This is a genomic window from Halorubrum sp. F4, from assembly GCF_027257195.1.
GTDB lineage: Archaea > Halobacteriota > Halobacteria > Halobacteriales > Haloferacaceae > Halorubrum.
Map to the genome: position 1 here is coordinate 457,650 of NZ_JAPDFS010000002.1, position 19,079 is coordinate 476,728.

Consider the following 19,079-nt stretch of genomic DNA (forward strand, 5'->3'; position numbering starts at 1 on the left):
CGGACGGTCGGCGTCGTCTCGATCCGCCGCGGCCGAACTCCCACGAACATTCACTCGCACCCGAGGCAAACATTCGTCGATACGGCGGTTTTAACCGGAACCCGCCGAAGCGTGGGTGGTATGGAGTTGCACAATCGGAGCGTGCGGACGGACGTCCGCGAGCTCGGCGCGCTGCTCGGCGACGTCATGGCCGCACAGACCTCCACGGAGGCCTACGAGACGGTCGAGGACCTCCGGACCGCCGCGATAGAGTACCGCCGGGGCGATGCGTCGAGTCGCGACGCGCTCGAGGAGACGATCGACGGGCTCTCGGGGACCCGCGAGGACGTCGTCGCGCGGGCGTTCACGACGTACTTCGAGCTGATCAATCTCGCCGAGGAACGCGAGCGCGTCCGCGCCGTCAGGAACGCGGACGCCGACGGGTCGCTACACGACTCCCTCGAGGCGACCGTCTCGGAACTCTCCGCGGCCGGCGTCGGGAAGGACGAACTCGAGGAACTGCTCTCGGACGTGCTCATCGAGCCGACGTTCACCGCCCATCCGACCGAGGCGCGACGGGCGACCGTCAAGGCGAAGCTCCGGTCGATCGCGACCCACCTCGAGGAGCTGGACGAACGCGACATGACCGACCGCGAGCGCGACGCCGTCTGGCGCGACGTCACCGCCGAGGTGACGAGTCTCTGGGGGACGAGACAGGTGCGCCAGCGTCGCCCGGAGCCGGAGGACGAGGCCCGAAACGTCCAGTGGTACCTCGAGAACACGCTCTTCGACGTCGTCGGCGACGCCTACGAAGAGTTCGAGGAGATCATCTCGAGCGAGTACGAGGGCGTCGACTGCCCCAAACTCTTCGAGTTCCGCTCGTGGGCCGGCTCCGACCGCGACGGCAACCCGTTCGTCACGCCGGAGGTGACGGCGGAGACCCTCGAACGACAGCGGGAGGTCGCCATCGAGAAGTACCGCGACCAGTGTAAGCGGCTCTCCGCCGTGTTGAGCCAGGACGGCGAGCGGTACGCGATCGAGGGACCCCTCCGCGAGTCGCTGGCGGCGGACGCCGAGCGCTTCCCGACCGTGGTCGAGGAGGCCCGCGAACGGTACCCCGACGAGCCGTACCGCCAGAAACTGAAGCTGATGCGCGAGCGACTCGACCGCGTCGACGACGTCCGTCCCGGCGGCTACCCGGACGGCGAGGCCTTCCTCGACGACCTCGACGTGGTCGCCGAGTCGCTGTCGGTCGACCGCAACGACGTGGTCCGGACGTCCTTCATCGACCCGCTTCGCCGCCAGGTCGACACGTTCGGGTTCGTCCTCGCGTCGCTCGACCTCCGGGACCACCGCGAGAACCACACCGAGGCGGTCGCCGAGGCGGTCGCGACGGAGGGCGTGGACTACGACGGGATGGACGAGGCGGCGCGCGCGGAGTTTCTCACCGAGGCGATCCTCCAGGACGAACCGGTCGTCGACGCCGACGCCCTCGGCGACGTCTCCGAGACGACCGACCGGGTGTTCCGTCGCTTCCGCGAGCTCGCCGACTGGCAGGCGGAGTACGGCACGCAGGCGATAGACACCTACTGCATCTCGATGACCGAGGAGCCGAGCCACGTCCTCGAGGTGCTCTTCCTGGCCGACCAGGTCGGGGTCGTTTCCCTCCCGGACCACTGCGGGCTCGACGTCGTCCCGCTCTTGGAGACCGAGTCCGCGCTCAACGGGGCCGAACGTATCCTCGGGACGCTCTTCGAGAACGAGGCGTACGGAACCGCCCTCGAGACCCGCGGCGAGGTCCAGGAGGTAATGCTCGGCTACTCCGACTCCAACAAGGAGAACGGCTTCCTCGCGGCCAACTGGGACCTCTACAAGAACCAGCGTCGGCTCGCGAGCTTCTGCCGCGAGGAGGACGTCACCCTCCGACTGTTCCACGGTCGGGGAGGCTCCATCTCCCGCGGCGGGGGACCGATGAACGAGGCGCTTCTCGCGCTCCCGAACGAGACGGTCACCGGCCAGGTGAAGTTCACCGAGCAGGGCGAGGCGATAGCCGAGAAGTACGCCAACCACCGGATCGCCGAGCGCGAACTCGAACAGATGCTCGACGCGCAGATCCGCGCCCGCCACGAGGCCAACGCGGAGCCGACCGAGGACGTTCCCGACGAGTGGGTCGACGCGATGGAGACGATGGTGCCGGCGGCCCGAAGGACCTACCGCGACCTGTTGGACGCCGACGGGTTCGTCTCGTACTTCGGACAGGCGACGCCCATCTCCGTCGTCGAGGACCTCAACCTCGGCTCCCGACCGGCCTCCCGCAGCGGGGAGCGCACCGTCGAGGACCTCCGGGCGATCCCGTGGGTGTTCTCGTGGACGCAGACCCGCCTCATCCTTCCCGGCTGGTACGCGCTGGGGTCGGGGCTCGACGCGTACCTCGAGTCGGTCGGCGAGGAGGAGGGCCTCGCGACGCTCCGGGAGATGTACGAGGAGTGGCCGTTCTTCCGGACGACGTTCGACAACGCGGCGCTCGCGCTCGCGCGGACGGAGCCGGAGATCGCCGCCGAGTACGCCGACCTGGCCGACGACGACCTCCGCGAGCGGTTCTTCCCTCAACTGATCGAGGAGTACGAACGCGGACGCGAGCTCGTCCTCGCGGTCAGCGGTCGCGACGACCTCATCCGGCGCGACTGGCTCGCCGAGAGCCTCGAGCGGCGGAACCCCTACGTCGATCCGCTCAACCTGCTCCAGGCCGACCTGCTCGGGCGAAACCAGCGAACCGAGGAGGAGGAACGAACGCTCCGGCTCACCGTCAACGGGATCGCCGCCGGGATGAAAAACACCGGGTAGGATCCGCTCGGGTCGAACGTACCTGATCACCCAGCTCTCGCGAGGAGGTCCATCAGAGCGTCATACGACGGTCCACACGTCGATTCTTTCCTCCCTCCGAGCTCAGTACAGATCAAAGAACAAGCGATCGCGGTGCGGTGGCGCGCCTGCGAGTGCCCGAGAGGGCACGAGCAGCCCGCGAGGGACGCGGCGACCGAAGGGAGCCGCGAGGCTGGGGAGGCATGAGGTGCGGTTGCGGTGCGGGGTGGGACTCAAAGGGGCAGCCGCGAGGACGTGTTCGCCGCAGCCATGTTCACCGCGCCAGCAACCACACACTCTCCATCACACGATCCGTTCTATAAGCACCCTCACCGAGCAGCCGATTCATCCTCGATAATCCAGAAACGAACTGCCCTGCGAACCGCTCTATCCGGGTCCACCGGGAAGTCGGAACGAGACTGATCGACGTGGCACACGATTTTGATATAGCGGGATGAAATATACAGCAGGATCGAGGCGTTGATCGAGACACCAGCATCGCTCCGCGGAGGAGCGCTGCTATCGTCGACGAGCCGGAGGCTCACGGCGAGACGAAACGGGAACGGAGAGAAGAACCGGGTTCAGGCGTAGCGTTCGAGCTCCGGCCGGTCGAGGTCCTCGAAGACCTCGCTCGCGACCTCCGAGAGGAACGCCTCGCCCTCGTCGGAGAGCCGACGGCCCTCGCCGGCGGCGGTGGTGACGAGCCCCTCCTCCTCGAGCGCCTGGAGCGACGCGCGAATGAGCTTGCGGGAGCCGCCCTCGTGCTCGCCGGGACGGACGACGTAGCGGTTCGAACCGCGCTTCTTCGAGCCGTACTCGGTGGCGAGCCGCTCGATGCCGATCGGCTCGTTCTGTGCGACCTTGCGGAGGAGACTCGCCGAGCGGACGTACCAGAAGTCGTCCTGTTCGGGCGGAAGCTCCCTGCCCGCGCCGGTCTTCGTGAACTCCACCCAGTCGGGCTCGTCGATCCGGTCCTCGAGTCGTGCCGCGACGGCCTCGATGAGGGCGTCCGCCGGCACGTCGTAGATGGTTACCATTAGGGGAGAATTCAGCCGGAGGTCGTTTAAACCCATCGTATTCGAGAGCCGTCGTGTGAGCCGTTTTCACGGAGAACGACGGGATCGACGGCTCGCCGGGACGCTACTCGACGTACTCGTATTTCCGCTCGTTCATCCGGCCCCAGCCGGTGAAGACGAACTCGCCTTCGGGAGCGGTGAACTCCTCGATCTCGCGGTCGAGGTCCTTGTCGTACTCGTGGATGTCGTGGACGTCCTCGTACTCCTCCCACGTGAGATCGTACCGGCTCTCGAGCTGGTCGTCGATGTCGAGCGCGTCGATCTCCGAGCGCCATCCCGCACGGACCGTCTCGGCGTGGATCTCCGCCTGCGCGCCGGAGCCGTAGGAGGCGACGAGCAGCGTCTCCCCGACGAAGTCCCGGTCGCGTTCGAGCGCGTCCCGGAGGGCGCTCACGCGGGCGACGTGGACCGAGGAGGTGTACCAGTTGCCGACCTCGCGGGAGAGCCCGAGGGTCGGTTCGACGGCGTCGTCGTACCACGTCCGGTACTGCTCCGTCGTCTTCAGCTCGTCCATGTATTCCCGGATCGCCGCCTCGTAGGCCTCGCGGTCGTCGTACTCGTGCTCACGCGGCTGACGGCCGATCTCGCCCGCGAGGTCGTCCTCGTACTCCGTGTCGCGGATCACGTGGCGGTACGCGAGCAGGGCCGCCTTCCGGACCATCCCCGGGAACGGCGTGTGGAACGGCGCGTACGCGAAGTCGTCGAGCTCGATGTCCCCCGCGACCGACTCGTAGTCCTCGAGCGCCTCGCGCATCCGCGAGAGGTACACCTGCATCGAGCGCTTGCCGTCGACGCTCGGGAACTGCTGGTTCGGCTTCAGGAAGTCCGTCTCGTCTTTCGATCCGTACCCCTGATCGTTCGAGAGTTCGACGAGGCTCGGCTCCTCGTCGATGAGCATCGCGACCGCGCCCGCGCCCTGGGTCGCCTCGCCGGGGTCGCCGCGGGCGTACAGCGCGGTGTCGGTCGCGACCACGATCGCCGCCCGACCGCGGTTCCGCCCCGCGCGGATCCAGTTGTAGGCGTCGTCGACGGCCTGCGTGCCGGCGACGCAGGCGAACTTGCGCTCGCCCTTGTTGGCGTGGACGAAGTCCCCGTCGTACACCTTCTCCAGACAGCCCGCGATGTACGTCGAGACGGGCTTCGAGTGGTCGAACGCCGACTCCGTGGCGACGTCTATCCGCCCGATGTCGTCGGGTTCGAGGCCCTTGCGGTCCATCAGGCGCTTGGCCGCGTTCGCGCCCATGGTGACGATGTCCTCGTAGACGTCCGGGAACGAGGAGTTCGTGAGCCCGAGCCCCTTCGTGTACTTCTCCGGGTCGTCGCCCTTCTGCGGGGCGAAGGTGTTCGGTAGGTCGAGTTTGAGCTTGCCGGATCGGATCTCGATGGCGTCGATCCCCACTGCGGTCATGGATGGACGTTCAGAGAGTGGCCATATGTGTGTGTCGATGCTAATTACGTCGATTGTCGTGTTTAGATGACTGTCCCCTTTTGCGGCGTTCCGTTCACATTAGTTGGTGGATTCGGACCGTTTCGACTGCCCGGATCGACATCAAAGTCCTTCGGATCGCCGTTCGCCCGTTCGAAGATCGCATCCTGGACGTACACATTTTGACCATTGTTCTCCCTGTTTCCGATGAAATCGCTGAACCGGTCCCCGACGATCTGCGAGCGTTCGAGATACAGCTCATTTGAGGTTGTCAACGTGACATCCGCGTTAACACCTCCTGCGCTCACATCGATCACCCCATCGTTAAGATCGACGTTGCCGTCTTCAGATTCGATCGTTACGCTACCACCATCGGTGATCACATCTACGCCGATGCCTGAAAACGCCCCTGCCGACGTTATGGAGACGCTAGGATTACTACCCGAAGTGGTGTCGATAGTCGCTCCGTCGAATGTTATGTCCTCGGCGTTGCCAGATGAAACGGTGACCGAGCCAGATGCGACAATGTTTGCGTTAGTTCCCATGAGCGCACCTGCTGATTCCAGCGTGATCTGTTGACCCTGTCCGCTCGTCGCATCCACTACCGAATCTTCAAGGATCAACTGGCCTCCGTTCGTGGTTATCTGGATACCACCACCGGATCTGATTTCGCCTCCCGACAAGTCTATGCTCGGGCCTTCAATTGTTACTGCACTGTACGAGTTACGGCCAATCTGCCCAGCGATCCGCACAAGTCCCTGCGTAGCCGTGAGCGATATCGCTTCGTTACCCCCACCGTCGGTGTTCAGTAGAACCCCATCCTGAATCGTGATCGAGTTCGCACTAACGTCGTACTCATTTGTTGTCACGTCTCGTGCCACCACAAGATCGACAGGCTCGTCGAAGTTTTGTAGTTCAGAGGCTGTATATTCTGTTTCTCCAGAGTCATATTGTCCGTTATTATTAGCGTCAGCATACGCAACTGAATTGGCTGGGAGGCCTCCAGTTCCTTCTGAACGAACGGTAACGTCATTTCCATCTAGAAAACGGAGATCATCTTCGTTGTCGTATAGCGTCGAATTGATCGTGTCACCATCGTTGATGCCGCCGACATCGGCAGCATCGACGGTCGTGCTTCCGTCACCGATGGTGTCCTCGTACGTACCGCCAGTGTCCTCATTCTCGACGACGAGATATCCCGAATCGAGGTTCGTGAGCTCGTGATCGACGGTGAAATTGCTATCGTTCTCGAAGATCTCGTCTTGAAGATCGACGGTTCCACCGATGACCGTAAGCTCGGTGCGGCCAACGTCGTCTCCGGCGGACGCGTACACGCCGAGTGATTCACCCTCATGAGCACTTCCTGCCTCAAACGTGACCGAATCAGTCCCACTGTGGACTGATTCGGTCAGTTTCGAGAGAGAACCGTTCGGGGAGTCCGGTGAGATCGAGTAGTCGATCGTCGCGTTCGTGATCGGGTTCCCGCTTTCCCGATCCGAGACCGTCACGTTTAGCGAGCGGCTTCGATTCTCCACGACGGTGGTTGATGCCGAGTCCCATCGTGTGCTGAACGTGCGGTTTGCGTCTCCACCTCCGCCCGTCTCGGTCACGTCGAAGTCGACGACCTCGTATGATTCGCCACCACCGTTGATCGACGCCTCGAACATGCCCGAGGCATCTGGTTCGAAGAATGCCTGACCATCCTCGTTAGTCACGCGTTCGGGGCCATCGGAGGCGACTGTCACCCCTGAAACGGGGTTGTTGTACCTATCGCGTACTTCCACTCCAACACTTTCATCGACGGTCGTGTTCCGTCCGGTAGTCCGCACGATGTAGGCCGGTCCCGTCTGTTCACTCCCGTCCATCGAGACCGCGGAGAGTCGAAGCGGATACGTCCCGTCAAGTTCGATCCTGATCGCATTTTCAGCAGGGACGGGTTCCACAGTGACGGGTGTCCGTTGGTCCCATCTCTCGGCGAGTTTGGTCTCGTTCTCAACCGCCGTGGGTAACACGAGCCACCCGTCCGAGCCGCCCGAAACCGTGACCGTTCGGCTTCCCTGTGAGACCGTCTGAAAGTCGATACTTGCGGGTTCGACACCGTTCTCGGAGACGTCGCCGGAGAGCATCGTCAACGAAAGGCTCCGATTACCCGGATCGTCACCCCGGACGACCGTCTGACTCGACCGTAGCAGGACGGCCTCGTTATCGAACTCCCCGGCGATCGCGGAGTGTTCGTACGTTAACCTCGGAGCACCGCGGTACTCGTTATAGTCGGGTCGATACTGTATCGAACTCGTGTTGAACGTGAGGTCGTTGTTGCCCCAATACGCCTCCACGTTCTCTCCGCCCTCAACGCTCACGTTCTCGAACCGGATCTCCCTCGCCTCCGTCGTTTCGAGCGTTCCCGACGCCGGCGGCGGATTCAGGAAGAACGTCCGCTGTGGATAGCGCGTTCCGAGCTGTATTCGTTTCGACTGTGCGGACCCGGTCGACCCGGCCTGAAGTATCGCGTTCCGCAGGTCGAGGAACTCCCCCTCGACCTGCTGGCTGTGTTCGAACTCGATCTCCTCGTTCTCCATGGGGACGAACTGGACCTGATACGTCGCCATCGCGAGGATCAGGAAGCCGAAGAGGATCACCGTCCCCACCACGACCGACTGGCCCCGACGGTCGTGACTGAAACTCATTGCCTGTGTTGGGTCGCGAACGCATATAAATTCCCGCTGCCGCGTCTCACGCGCGATAACCGTTATCTCACACTTTCTTGTACTTCATCGATCCTCGATCTTCGCGGCTATACACGACATGTCGGTATAGCAAATCACGATCCGATCGCGCGACGGTCCGTAGCCGACCCCCCGGACTCCCCGTCCACGTCATGACGCATCACAAATATTTAGGTCAACCTAAAGTCCGGAACTGACTTATATTGTTAGGCTGGCCTAAAACACATGTCGAGAGACGACATCGACGAAACGCAGGCACCGACGCGACGGAACTCCCGCGAACGCCAGCGAGCGGGAGGTCGCCGGGGGAGCGAGCGAAGCGAACGAACGCGACGGGAGTACGTGAGATACGGCGGGGCGGTCGTGGGCGGCGGACTGCTCGCCGGCTGTCTCGGGGACGATGACGTCGGCGACGGTAACGCGGAAGTCGGATCGGCCGACCCGGATGCCCCTGAGGAGTCAGCCGACGATGAGGCATCCGACGAGTTCCCGTACACCGCCTCCATCGAACCCGTCGGCGAGGTGAGCTTCGAGGCGGTCCCGGAGCGGTGGATCGCGTACACCGGCGACTTCGCGGACATGGCCGTCGCGCTCGGAAAGGGCGACGGACTGGCCGGGATCGGCCACGCCGGCCGGTACTACACCTACGTCTACGACGAGCTTCCCGGGGTCGACGTCGACCGAAGCCCGGTCGAGGCACATCCCGAAGTCAGGACCAAAGAGGAGTTCTACGAGATCGACGCCGATCTCCACCTGTACGACCCTCAAATGCTCGTCAACTGGTTCGACTGGAGAGAGGACGACGTCTCGGAGATCCGCGACAACGTCGCCCCGTTCTTCGGGAACCTGATCTTCCGACGGTCGGACGGGTGGCACGACTACCGGTACTACACGCTGTACGAGGCGTTCGAACGGGTCGCCGACGCGTTCCGGGAACGGGAGCGGTTCGAGGCGTTCGCCGAACTCCACGAGACGTTCATCGCCGACGTACAAGCACGGCTCCCGCCGACGGAGGAGCGGCCCGACGTGTTCCTGACCTTCGAGGGAACCGACGAGCCGGAGACGTTCTCGCCGTACCGCCTGCTCGATAAGGGAACGAGCAAGAAGCAGTGGCTGGACCTGGGCGTCTCGGACGCGCTCGCGGGGACGGACGTGGAGAACCTCAGCACCACGAACCGCGGGGAACTCGACTACGAGAACCTCCTCGAGGTGGATCCCGACGTGATCCTCGTCCGCGGACACGAGCGCAAGTCGCCGACGGAGTTCCGGGACACCGTCCTCGCGTACATGGAGGACCACCCCGTGGGAGGTGAACTCACTGCCGTTCGGAACGGTCGCGTGTACCGCGGCGGTTTCCTCTATCAGGGCCCGATCCAGAACCTCTTCCTGACCGAACGGGCCGCGAAGCAGCTGTACCCGGACGAGTTCGGCCCCGTTACCGGCGACGACCAGCTGTTCGATCGCCAGCGTGTCGCGGACGTCGTCAACGGGGAGTTCTGAGACGCCGCGGGGTCGGGGGTCGGGAGGTCACCGGCCGCCCCGGCGCCCCGGTCGAACCGCCGCCGAGTACCGGGTCGTTTTTGCGCGCGGCCGATGGAGACGCTCGTATGTCGAAACAGCCGCATCTGCTGGTGGAGGAGGGCGACGTCCACGAGACCGCGATCATCCCCGGCGACCCCGGCCGAGTCGACCGGATCGCGGATCTCTGTGACGACGGCGAACTCGTCGCCGAGAACCGCGAGTACAAGGTCGTCAACGCGAGCTACGAGGGGACCGACCTCACGATCTGTTCGACCGGGATCGGCTGTCCCTCCGCGGCCATCGCCGTCGAGGAGCTCTCGCGGGTCGGCGTCGAGACGTTCGTCCGCTGTGGCACCTGCGGGGCACTCCAGGCCGACATGGAGGTCGGCGACATGGTCGTGGCGACCGGCGCGGCCAAGGAGGAGGGGACGAGCAAGCGCTACGAGTCGGAGGAATATCCGGCGGTTCCCGACTACGAGGTCCTCTCCGCGCTCGTCGACGGTGCGGAGGCGAACGACGAGGAGGTCCACGTCGGCCCCATCGTCTCCGACGACGCCTTCTACAACGAGAGCGACGACTTCGTCGACGACTGGGAGGCGGCGAACCTGCTCGCGATCGAGATGGAGGCCGCGACCGTCTTCTCGCTCGCCCGGCGGAAGGGGCTCTCCGCGGGCGCGATCTGTACGGTCGACGGCAACCTCGTCGCGGGCACCCAGAAGGGCGCGGACTCCGACGACGAGCTCCCCGAGAAGGCGAAGGACAACGTCGAGCGCGCGATCCGGATCACGCTCGATGCCGTCGTCGGGCTGTAGGGAGGATCGAGCGGTGGCAGGGATCGGGCCGTCGCGGGGATCGGGCCGTCGCGGGCGTCGGCCTCATTCCTCTTCGGCTTTGAACTCCACGAGCGTCAGCTCCCGGTCGAGCGCGCAGTAGTCGTGCGGCGGGTCGCCGAGCACCCGATCGATGCGTCGCTCCTCGTCGAAGTCCGCCCCGTCGGGGACGCAGTACTCGTGGCTCGGACACTCGGTGTGGGGACACGGCCCCGCAAGCGACGCCCGGCTGCCGGCGTACGCCCCCTTCGACGGCACGTTCGCGGGGACGGGCGCGGGCTCGACCTCGACCGCGCGGACCCCGGCGTCGTGGACCGCGCAGTCGAGCGTCTGGGCGTTCTCCCGGACGTCCGTGACCCGATACCGCGTCCCGACCGAGAGGTTGAGACACTGGCTCCGGTAGGGACACCCCGCACAGTCGGGCGACTCCCCCTCGTAGACGAACTCGCGGCCCGTGTCCGCGAGCCGCGAGCCGATGAGCGTGACCGTGGTCATACCCGGACGGAGGTCCCCCGGCGTCGTAAGCGTCCCGCCTCGTGGAAACCGGGCCGGTCCGCGTCTGCTCCGTGAGGTCACGTCGGTCCGCGTCCCGCTCCGGCGACCGCCGAAGACAACACACATCCCCTCCGCCCGAGAAGGCCCACCGAATGATCGCGGAGCTGGCGAGGGACCTGAAACGCGAGGCGGAACGGGCGAACCAGCGGCGGCTCCTCGTGCTCGCCGGCGACCGCGACCGCGGAATCGACGCCGCCTACGACGCCATCGAGGCGCTCGACGTCGACGAGGAGACGGTCTCGATCGTCTCCACCCGCGAGGGGTTTCGGTTCGAGCGGCTCGCGCCGCGGGACGCGGACGAACTCCTCGGCCGCACGCGCGAGGTCGTCGTCCTCGACTGTCATGACCGGTTCGTCCCGAACGCGCTGGGCCGGGTCGCCGGCGCGGTCGACGGCGGCGGGCTGTTGGTCCTTTCGACCCCTCCGCTCGACGAGTGGCCGGATCGGCGCGACGGCTTCGACGAGTCGCTCGCGGTTCCGCCGTTCGCGCTCGCGGACGTGACGGGTCGGTTCCGTGGGCGACTCGTCGGGACGATCCGGACGCACCCCGGCGTCGCAGTCGTCGATCTGGACGCGACTGGACCCGGAGCCACCGGGACGGGGATCGCGATCGAGCGCGACGGGCTCACCGGTTCGCCGCCGTCGAGTTCGCGCTCGCCGCCGGGCCGCCCCGCGACTGCGACGTTCCCCGAGACGGTGTACGGGTCGTGTCTCACCGCGGACCAGTCGCGTGCGGTCCGCGTCCTGGAGTCGCTTTCGACGTCGGGGTCGGCCGTGGTGGTCGAATCCGATCGCGGGCGCGGAAAGTCGAGCGCCGCCGGGCTCGCCGCCGGCGCGCTCGCGCTCGCCGGGCACGACGTGTTGGTCACCGCCCCCGCCTTCCGCAACGCGGCGGAGGTGTTCGCCCGCGCCCGGGAGGTGGTCGACGGGGTCGCCACCGATCCGGACGGCGACCGGACGATCGAGACATCGGGCGGCGGTCGCGTCCGGTTCGCGCCGCCCGCGGTCGCGGCCGAACTCCCCGACGAGCCGGATTGTGCCATCGTCGACGAGGCGGCGGCGCTCCCGGTCCGCTTACTGGAGGGGTTCCTCGACGCGCCGGCCGCCGCGTTCTGTACGACGGTCCACGGCTACGAGGGAGCCGGCCGCGGCTTCTCGGTTCGCTTCCGCGACCGGCTCGCGGCGAGCGACTTCGCCGTCCGGGACGTTCGGCTCGACGAGCCGATCCGGTACGCCCGCGACGACCCGGTGGAGTCCTGGGTCGCCCGCGCGCTGCTGCTCGACGCCCGCCCGGCGGTACCGGAGGCGGTCGCGGGGACGACCGTCGGCGACGTCGACTATCGGGCTCTCAGCCCCGACGAGCTGCTCGCGAACGAGACGCTGCTGGGCGAGGCGTTCGGACTGCTCGTCGCCGCCCACTACCGGACGGAACCGAACGACCTCGCGCGGCTGCTCGACGCGCCCAACCTCCTCGCCCGCGCGCTCGTCGCCGGCGACCGCGTCGTCGCCGTCGCGCTGTGCGCTCGGGAGGGCGGGCTCGATCCGGGGACGCGCGCACGGATGTACGAGGGCGAGCGCGTCCGCGGGAACATGGTGCCGGACGTGCTCACGAGCCAGCTCCGCGACGAGTCCGCCGCCGAACCCCGCGGGCTCCGGACCGTCCGGATCGCGGTCCACCACGCCGTCCGCGGCCGCGGACTCGGCTCCCGTCTGCTCGAGCGGGTCCACGACGAGTTCGCCGAGGAGGTCGACTACTTCTCGGTCGGGTTCGGCGCGACCCCGCGGCTCCTCCGGTTCTGGCGACGGGCGGGCTACCGGAGCGTCCACCTCTCGACGACCCGCAACGACGCCTCCGGCGAGCACTCCGCGGTGATGCTCCGGCCCGACGGCGAGGCCGGGAGGACGCTGCTCGACCGGCACGCGGTCGCCCTTCGGGGCCGCGAGCGCGACGCGCTCTCGGACGCCCACCGCGACGTCGACGCCGACGTGGTTCGCGGCGTTCTCGCGGCCTGTCCGGCGTCGACGGCGGTCGATCTCACCTACCACGAGTGGCGAGCCGTCGTCGCCGCGTCGTTCGGCCCGGGGATGTACGACGTCGCCCCCGGCGCGTTCCGGGACCTCGCGATCGCGGCACTCGTTGGAGAGGGCGCCGAGGGCGACGGCGAGGACGGCGGGCTCGACGACCGCGAGGAGCGGCTCCTCGTCCGGAAGGTGTTACAGGGACGGCCGTGGGAGGCGGTCGCCGAGGAGCTGGGATACGTCTCGACGGCGTCGTGTATGCGCGCGCTGGGTGCGGCCGTCGAGCCGCTCGTCGAACGGTACGGGACCGACCTCGCGCTGGCGGAACGCGATCGGTTCGTCGACTGAGGGGCCGTACCCGATCCGTAGCCGTCAGTCGTCGGACGCCTCGGTTTCCGATTCGGGGACCGGACTCGGGAGATCCGAGACGTGGTCGGCCGCCTCCGAGAAGTTCGGGCCGGGCATGATCTCGCCGGTCTCGCGGTCCCACTCGATGTATCCCGCCTCCTCGAGGGCGGGGAGGTGCGTCTCACGGAGCGCGGCCTCGATCTCCTCGGCGCGGCCGCGTGGCCGGAGGTCGGACACCGTCTCGACGGCGTCGTCGGCGAGCCCCGCGACGACGCGGCGTTGGTGTGAGAATACGAGCGACGACGGCTCCGTGGCGCTGATGTCGTGATCCATGGTCGATGCCGTGTGTATTCGTTTTCACACACCGGGTAGAAATAAAACTACGGTCGCGACGGGCGGCGGCGGGCGATGCCAGGCGGGTGATGGCGGGCGGCGGGCGGCAGACGGCAGGCGGCGACGGTCGATGACTGGTGGAGGGAGACGAACGCGGCTCACGCGGGCGCTCGTCGCGGACGATCGCGCCGGGACCCGAGTCACTCGGAGCGATACGCCCGCCGGAGGAAGACCAACACGCCGCCGAGCATCGCCAGGTTCCCGAAGAAGGCCAGCCGCTCGCCGCTCCGGTCGTCCTCGTCGGCGTTCCAGAAGTCGTGCATCGTGGCCGTGACGACCGCGAGGAAGGTGGCGGCCGCGCCGGTCGCGACCCGCGGGAGCCGCCAGAGCGCGATGCCGAGTCCGGCAACGACCATCGTCCCCGAGGCGAGCGGGGCCGCGATCTCGGGCAGTGGAACCCCGGCCGACTCGGCGTACTCGATCGTGTCGTCCATGTCGCGGAAGTCCTCGGAGGCCTGAAATGCGAGTCCGAGTCCGAGCGCGATCCGCCCGAGCCGCGAGAGCGAGTCGTTCGTGTCGGATTCCGGTGAGTCTTCGCTCATGGATCCCGTGACGCGCGCGAGGTACAAAACTCTACAGTCGACCTCCCACCGTGGTCGGACTCCGCTCGGACGGACTACGACCGCACCAGGCTCCGGCCGTCGAACGCCGCGTCGTCGGCGTCGACCTCGAGCATCTCGAGGAGCGTCGGCGTCAGGTCGAAGAGGTCGACGTCGTCGATCGCGACCCGGTCGTCGTCGGTGAACAGACACGCGTTCGAGAACTTGTGCATCCCGTTTCTGGGGCCTTCCGCGAACACCGCGTCCTTTCGGCCGAACCCGGACTTCAGGTCGAAGCCGTCCTCGGGAACGACGACCACGTCGGGCGCGATGTCGGCGGCCGGGCCGTCGAAGACCTCCTCGCCTCTGTGGATCTGCCCACAGACGGGCGAGCCGTCCGGTCCGGTCATCGATTCCAGGTCCTCGATCAGGCGGTCGCGGACCGCCTCGTACTCGGATTCGGGCACCGCGCCGTCCGGCTCCCGGCCCTCGAGGTTGACGAAGAACCGGCCGGGAATGAAGGAGAAGACCTCGGCGTCGGCACCGACGTCGGCGAGTTCGTCGGGCTCGTCCGTGTCGTAATCCAGGTAGCCGTTCCGGGCGAGCCACTCGTTACAGTTCACCTCGTGGACCAGCTCCGTGAACCCGTGGTCGGAGGCGATCACGAGCGAGACGTCCTCGGGGAGGTCGTCGTAGATCCGGCCGATGTAGTCGTCGAGCGCGCGATAGAACTCGAGGAGCGCGTCGGCGTCGTCGGTGTCGTTCGCGTAGTCGCCGTAGAGGAAGTGGTTGACCCGGTCGGTCGTCATGAACACGCCGAAGAAGAGGTCCCAGTCGTCCGCGGAGAGGTAGTGGTCGAAGACCTCGTAGCGGGCGTCGAGGGTGTCGTGGGCGTTCTCCAGGAACGCCGACTTGTCCTCGTCGTGTCCGAGCTTGGCGTCCACGTCGATCTGGTAGTCGTGCTCCTCGAGGACCGACTGGACCGACGAGTCGCTCGAGGCGGCCTCGAGGGAGGGCGAGAGGAACCCGGAGACCATCCGCTGGACGTCGCCCTGGGGCGGGAACGTCACGGGGACGTTGAGCACGGTCGCGTCGCCGCCGTCCGCGGTCACGCGGTCCCACACGCGGGTCGCCCGGACGTGTTTGCCCATCGGGACGTACGTCTCGTCCGAGCCGATCTCGCGGTCCTGGAAGCCGTACACGCCGGTCTTTCCGGGGTTGTAGCCGGTCGTGAGGCTGGGCCAGCAGGCGCTCGATTCGGGCGGGACGATGCTCGATATCCGGCCGCCGGTTCCCGCGTCGGCGATGCGGTGGAGGTTCTCGAAGACGTCCGGATGGTCCTCGACGAGATCGTACGGTACGCCGTCGATACCGAGGAAGACGACGTGGGGATCGTCGTCGCCGCGGAGTCGGTCGAACAGGCCCATGTTACCGGAGGGTCGACCCGGCGGTGGAAAAACACGTCGGAGACGGCACGGTCGGCGGCGATCTGTGACGAGCGGTGAGAAGTCGGAAGGCTTCCTCGGCCCTCCGGTCCTACATGTAGCCGAGGTCGCGCAGGCGCTCCATGAGGTCCTCCTTGTCCTGGGCGCGGCCCGCGCGCTCGGTGGTGTTCTCGAGGTCCTGGAGCCAGGCCGGCTCGCCGGTGGTCTTCTCCGTGCTCACTTCGCTGCCGAGCGAGCGGAACCCGGCGAAGTACTTCGGCGAGATCGGCACGTCCTCCTGGGAGACGCCCTCGGGGAGGTCGTCGGCGGACTCCGGGACGTACCCCTCCTCGGGGAAGCCCTCGACCGTCTCGGGGACGACGACCTGCCAGAACGCGTCCCACACGTCGCGCTCGTCGAACTGCAGGATGGGCTGGATCCGGTCGTGCGGCGGGAAGAGGTCGGGGTCGTGTCGCGGCGAGAAGAACGTCTCGTCCGCGCGCGCCTCCTGTTCGTCCCAGCGCACGCCCGAAATGACGCCGTCGATGCCGTATTCCTCGAGAGCGTCGTTGAGCGCGACCGTCTTCAGCAGGTGGTTGCCCACGTAGGTGTCGAGGAGGAACGGGAACGTCTCCTCCTCGTACTCGAGGATCTCCCGTACGTGATGCTGGTTGTGCTCGGAGAGCTCGGCCACCGGGACGTCGTCACCGGGTTCGAGCCCGTGCTCGTCGACGTACGCGCCGACGTCCTCGTTTCGGGCGTACACGAGGTCGATGTCCCACTCGTCGGCCCAGTGCTCGACGAAGTCCGTGATCTCGTCGAAGTGCTGGTAGTGGTCGATGAACACCGCGGTGGGCTTCTCGTAGCCGAACTGCTCCGCGACCTCGTTGATGAAGTACAGCGTGAGCGTCGAGTCCTTCCCGCCGGTCCACATCACCGCCGGGTTGTCGTACTGCTCGAGGCCGCGCCGAGTGACCTCGATGGCCTTCTCGAGTTTGTGCTGGAGCGACGGGTAGTCGCCGGGGTCCTCGCCCTCGCCGTCCGCGTAGTCGACGTCGATCTCCTCGGGAAAGTCGCTCATTCACCTACGATGCCGGGTGCGATCGAAAAGGGCTTTGTGTTTCGTCCCGGTCAACGACCGTGATCATGGGCCACACGGGCCACGAGCCGAGTGATCACGTCTCCCAGTCGGGGTTCGGCCGCGGCGGCGCGAACACGTCGAACCCCTCGACCGGCACGTCTCCCTCGTTGACCGCCGCGTGCGGCTCCCCCCCGGGGATCGCGAACGTGTCGCCCGCGTGGACCGTCCGTTCCTCGCCGTCGACAATGAAGGTGAGCGCGCCGGCCGTGACCGTCCCGACCTGCTCGTGGGGATGGTCGTGTTCCGGCACCTCCGCGCCTGGCTCGATGTAGAAGCGCTGGATGCTCGCCTCCTCGCCGGCCGCCCCCTGCGTGAGGTGGGCGCCCGGGACCGCCTCGGTCGACTCGACCTCGTCGTCGGCTACGATGTCCATACGACCCACCGCGGCGCGCCGTCACTTAAACACGCGGGACGGGGAGCGGTTCGCGGACGGGACGGAGAACGGTTCGCGGAGGGGAGCGCTCGATCACGGGAACGGGTGGTACTCCCGGTCGAGCGTCGGCTCGAACCCCATCGACCGGGGGACCTCGCGGGCCCGCTCGCCGAAGAACGGATCCCCGGTGAACAGCGGCTGTGCGCCGGGGACGAGGACGCGGACCGCCTCGAAGCCGAGCGCGGCCACGTCGCGGGTCGTCGTGCGCGCGACGACCGGGTCAAGCCCGACCGACCGGACCCGGTCGACGACCGCGTCGAGTTCGGCGGTCCCGCCGTGGTCTCCGGCGACGTCGGGCTCCCCGAGCCCCGCCGCCGGCACCGTCGCGTCGGGAGCGAAGAACTCCCGGGTCGCGTCCGGGAAGTCGGCGTGGTGGCCGATCGCGGCACCCTGCTCGTCGGCGGTCTCCCGCCCCATCGACCGCAGTTCCGTCCAGTTCTGGAGCGCCTCCGCGATCGCGTCCCGGGCCGCGGCGACCGGGTCGAGGTCCGCGCCGGACCCGGCGGCGAACCGGGGCCACTCGCCGTCCCGATGGACGCCGGCGGCGACGACCGGAACGTCGACGTCGGTCGTCACGAGCAGCGTCGAGACCGACAGCGACTCCGCGCGGGCGCGCTTCGTGAGCCGGTCGACGACCGGGTCGTCGAGCTCGAGCCCGAGCGGCTCCGTCGTCGAGTACCACGTCGTCATCGTGGCGTCCCGCTCGATCGTCTCGTACAGGCCGGACAGCGCCGCCTCCGCCCCGGTGTTGCCGAGACCGAGCCCGGTCGTGATCGGGGGGCGGTACCGGCGCTCAGGCGGCGGGAAGTGGACGAACTCGGCCGGGAGGTGAACGACCTCGCCGGCGTCCGAGCCCTCGGCGGGTCCCAGCCGCTCGCCGGCCGTCCACGCGAGGCGGTCCTCCGGCGAGTACGCCTCGGCGTCGTCGGGCCGGACGAACGCGTCGGGCGTGACCGGGTTCGCCACGTCGTCGGCGGTCGCGGTCGTGAACGACGACTCCCGGTAGACGCCCGCGGCGTACCGCTCGAACCCCTCGCCGAGCGCCTTCATGAACGCGGCGTCCCAGTCGTCCGCGGCTCCCGCGGCGAACTCCGCGGCTCGAGCGTCGGAGAACCGGGTCGTGTCCGCGACGTGCGAGACGTAGTACGGCACCGGGAACGACTCGCGTTCGCCCACCTCACCGATCGGTCCGACTCGGGGATCGACGCCCCGCTCCGCGCGCTCTATCGCCGCGGAGACCGACCGCGTCTCGCCCTCGATCGGGAGGGCCGCGCCGGGTTCGGGACCGCAGCCGCAGCCGGGAACCGGAAGCAACGATCGAGTCGATCCGGGGACTTCACGGATCGTATCGGCGACGGGTTCGCCCGCGAGCAGTCGGATCGTCGACCGCCCGGCGACCGCGCCCGCGTACCGCACCGCCGAGCGCCTCCCCTTCGGCGCGTCAGCGGCCTCCGCGTCGCGAGCGGCGACGCGGGTCCGGAGACAGTCGTAGCAGGCGTCGTCGAGGACCGTCACCGCGGCGTCGACGTCCGCGAGGGGGACGCCGCCGAGCCCGCCGACCTCGACGGCGATCCAGCGGTCGAGGGAGTCGTTCGCGACGTCGAACGCGGCCGATCCGGTCGTGTCGACGACGACGGCGAGGTCGAACCCGTCGAGCAGCGACGGCTCGACCGGCATCACGTTCACGTCGACGTCGCCGAGCGCGGCCGAGACGGCCTCGACCGCGGGGCCGTCGCCGACCAGTCCGATGTCCATGGGACGGTCGACGGGGAGGAGGCAAAAAAAGCCCGCGGGGACGGCCACGATCC

At 67.5% G+C, this 19,079-nt stretch carries 14 protein-coding genes; 4 read left to right on the forward strand and 10 right to left on the reverse strand.

Annotated elements, in window-relative coordinates:
* Nucleotides 1–120: 120 nt before the first annotated feature.
* Nucleotides 121–2,823 carry a phosphoenolpyruvate carboxylase gene (gene ppc, locus OKW78_RS07065; RefSeq protein WP_281194482.1) on the forward strand — a complete coding sequence of 901 codons (2,703 nt, stop codon included), beginning with the start codon at nt 121–123 and terminating at the stop codon, nt 2,821–2,823.
* A gap of 599 nt (nt 2,824–3,422) precedes the next feature.
* Here ppc and OKW78_RS07070 read toward each other — a convergent pair.
* The 3 genes from OKW78_RS07070 to OKW78_RS07080 form a co-directional block, all read right to left on the reverse strand.
* Nucleotides 3,423–3,878 carry a 30S ribosomal protein S19e gene (locus tag OKW78_RS07070; RefSeq protein WP_281194483.1) on the reverse strand — a complete coding sequence of 152 codons (456 nt, stop codon included), beginning with the start codon at nt 3,876–3,878 and terminating at the stop codon, nt 3,423–3,425.
* 103 nt (nt 3,879–3,981) lie between these two features.
* Nucleotides 3,982–5,325, reverse strand: coding sequence for a hydroxymethylglutaryl-CoA synthase (hmgB, locus tag OKW78_RS07075; protein ID WP_281194484.1), 1,344 nt, complete (start codon nt 5,323–5,325; stop codon nt 3,982–3,984).
* A 62-nt stretch (nt 5,326–5,387) separates the two neighbouring features.
* Nucleotides 5,388–8,030, reverse strand: coding sequence for a hypothetical protein (locus tag OKW78_RS07080; protein ID WP_281194485.1), 2,643 nt, complete (start codon nt 8,028–8,030; stop codon nt 5,388–5,390).
* A gap of 264 nt (nt 8,031–8,294) precedes the next feature.
* On the opposite strand from OKW78_RS07080, the gene OKW78_RS07085 reads away from it, so the two are divergent.
* Both OKW78_RS07085 and OKW78_RS07090 read left to right on the forward strand, forming a co-directional pair.
* The gene (locus tag OKW78_RS07085) at nt 8,295–9,569 is read left to right on the forward strand and encodes an ABC transporter substrate-binding protein (RefSeq protein ID WP_281194486.1); all 1,275 of its coding nucleotides are present in this window, start codon (nt 8,295–8,297) and stop codon (nt 9,567–9,569) included.
* A 107-nt stretch (nt 9,570–9,676) separates the two neighbouring features.
* Nucleotides 9,677–10,402, forward strand: a complete 726-nt coding sequence (locus tag OKW78_RS07090) for a nucleoside phosphorylase (protein WP_281194487.1) — start codon at nt 9,677–9,679, stop codon at nt 10,400–10,402.
* A 63-nt stretch (nt 10,403–10,465) separates the two neighbouring features.
* Here the strand turns inward: OKW78_RS07090 and OKW78_RS07095 are convergent, their stop codons facing one another.
* Complete coding sequence (locus tag OKW78_RS07095) at nt 10,466–10,915, reverse strand: UPF0179 family protein (protein WP_281194488.1); 450 nt, start codon at nt 10,913–10,915, stop codon at nt 10,466–10,468.
* Nucleotides 10,916–11,067: 152 nt separating this feature from the next.
* Between OKW78_RS07095 and tmcA the strand changes: the two genes are divergently transcribed.
* Complete coding sequence (tmcA, locus tag OKW78_RS07100; RefSeq protein ID WP_281194489.1) at nt 11,068–13,341, forward strand: tRNA(Met) cytidine acetyltransferase TmcA; 2,274 nt, start codon at nt 11,068–11,070, stop codon at nt 13,339–13,341.
* Between the two features lie 24 nt (nt 13,342–13,365).
* On the opposite strand, the gene OKW78_RS07105 is transcribed toward tmcA, so the two are convergent.
* The 6 genes from OKW78_RS07105 to OKW78_RS07130 form a co-directional block, all read right to left on the reverse strand.
* Nucleotides 13,366–13,674, reverse strand: coding sequence for a hypothetical protein (locus tag OKW78_RS07105; protein ID WP_281194490.1), 309 nt, complete (start codon nt 13,672–13,674; stop codon nt 13,366–13,368).
* Nucleotides 13,675–13,874: 200 nt separating this feature from the next.
* On the reverse strand, nt 13,875–14,276 hold the full coding sequence (locus OKW78_RS07110; protein WP_281194491.1) for a DoxX family protein: 402 nt from the start codon (nt 14,274–14,276) through the stop codon (nt 13,875–13,877).
* Between the two features lie 74 nt (nt 14,277–14,350).
* A complete protein-coding gene (locus tag OKW78_RS07115) occupies nt 14,351–15,700 on the reverse strand; it encodes an alkaline phosphatase family protein (protein WP_281194492.1) in 1,350 nt (449 codons plus the stop codon).
* Nucleotides 15,701–15,809: 109 nt separating this feature from the next.
* On the reverse strand, nt 15,810–16,778 hold the full coding sequence (locus OKW78_RS07120; protein WP_281194493.1) for a phosphoadenosine phosphosulfate reductase family protein: 969 nt from the start codon (nt 16,776–16,778) through the stop codon (nt 15,810–15,812).
* A gap of 94 nt (nt 16,779–16,872) precedes the next feature.
* Nucleotides 16,873–17,211 (reverse strand): cupin domain-containing protein, encoded by a 339-nt coding sequence (locus OKW78_RS07125; RefSeq protein WP_281194494.1) that lies wholly within the window; start codon nt 17,209–17,211, stop codon nt 16,873–16,875.
* 93 nt (nt 17,212–17,304) lie between these two features.
* On the reverse strand, nt 17,305–19,026 hold the full coding sequence (locus tag OKW78_RS07130) for a YcaO-like family protein (protein ID WP_281194495.1): 1,722 nt from the start codon (nt 19,024–19,026) through the stop codon (nt 17,305–17,307).
* Nucleotides 19,027–19,079 lie beyond the last annotated feature (53 nt).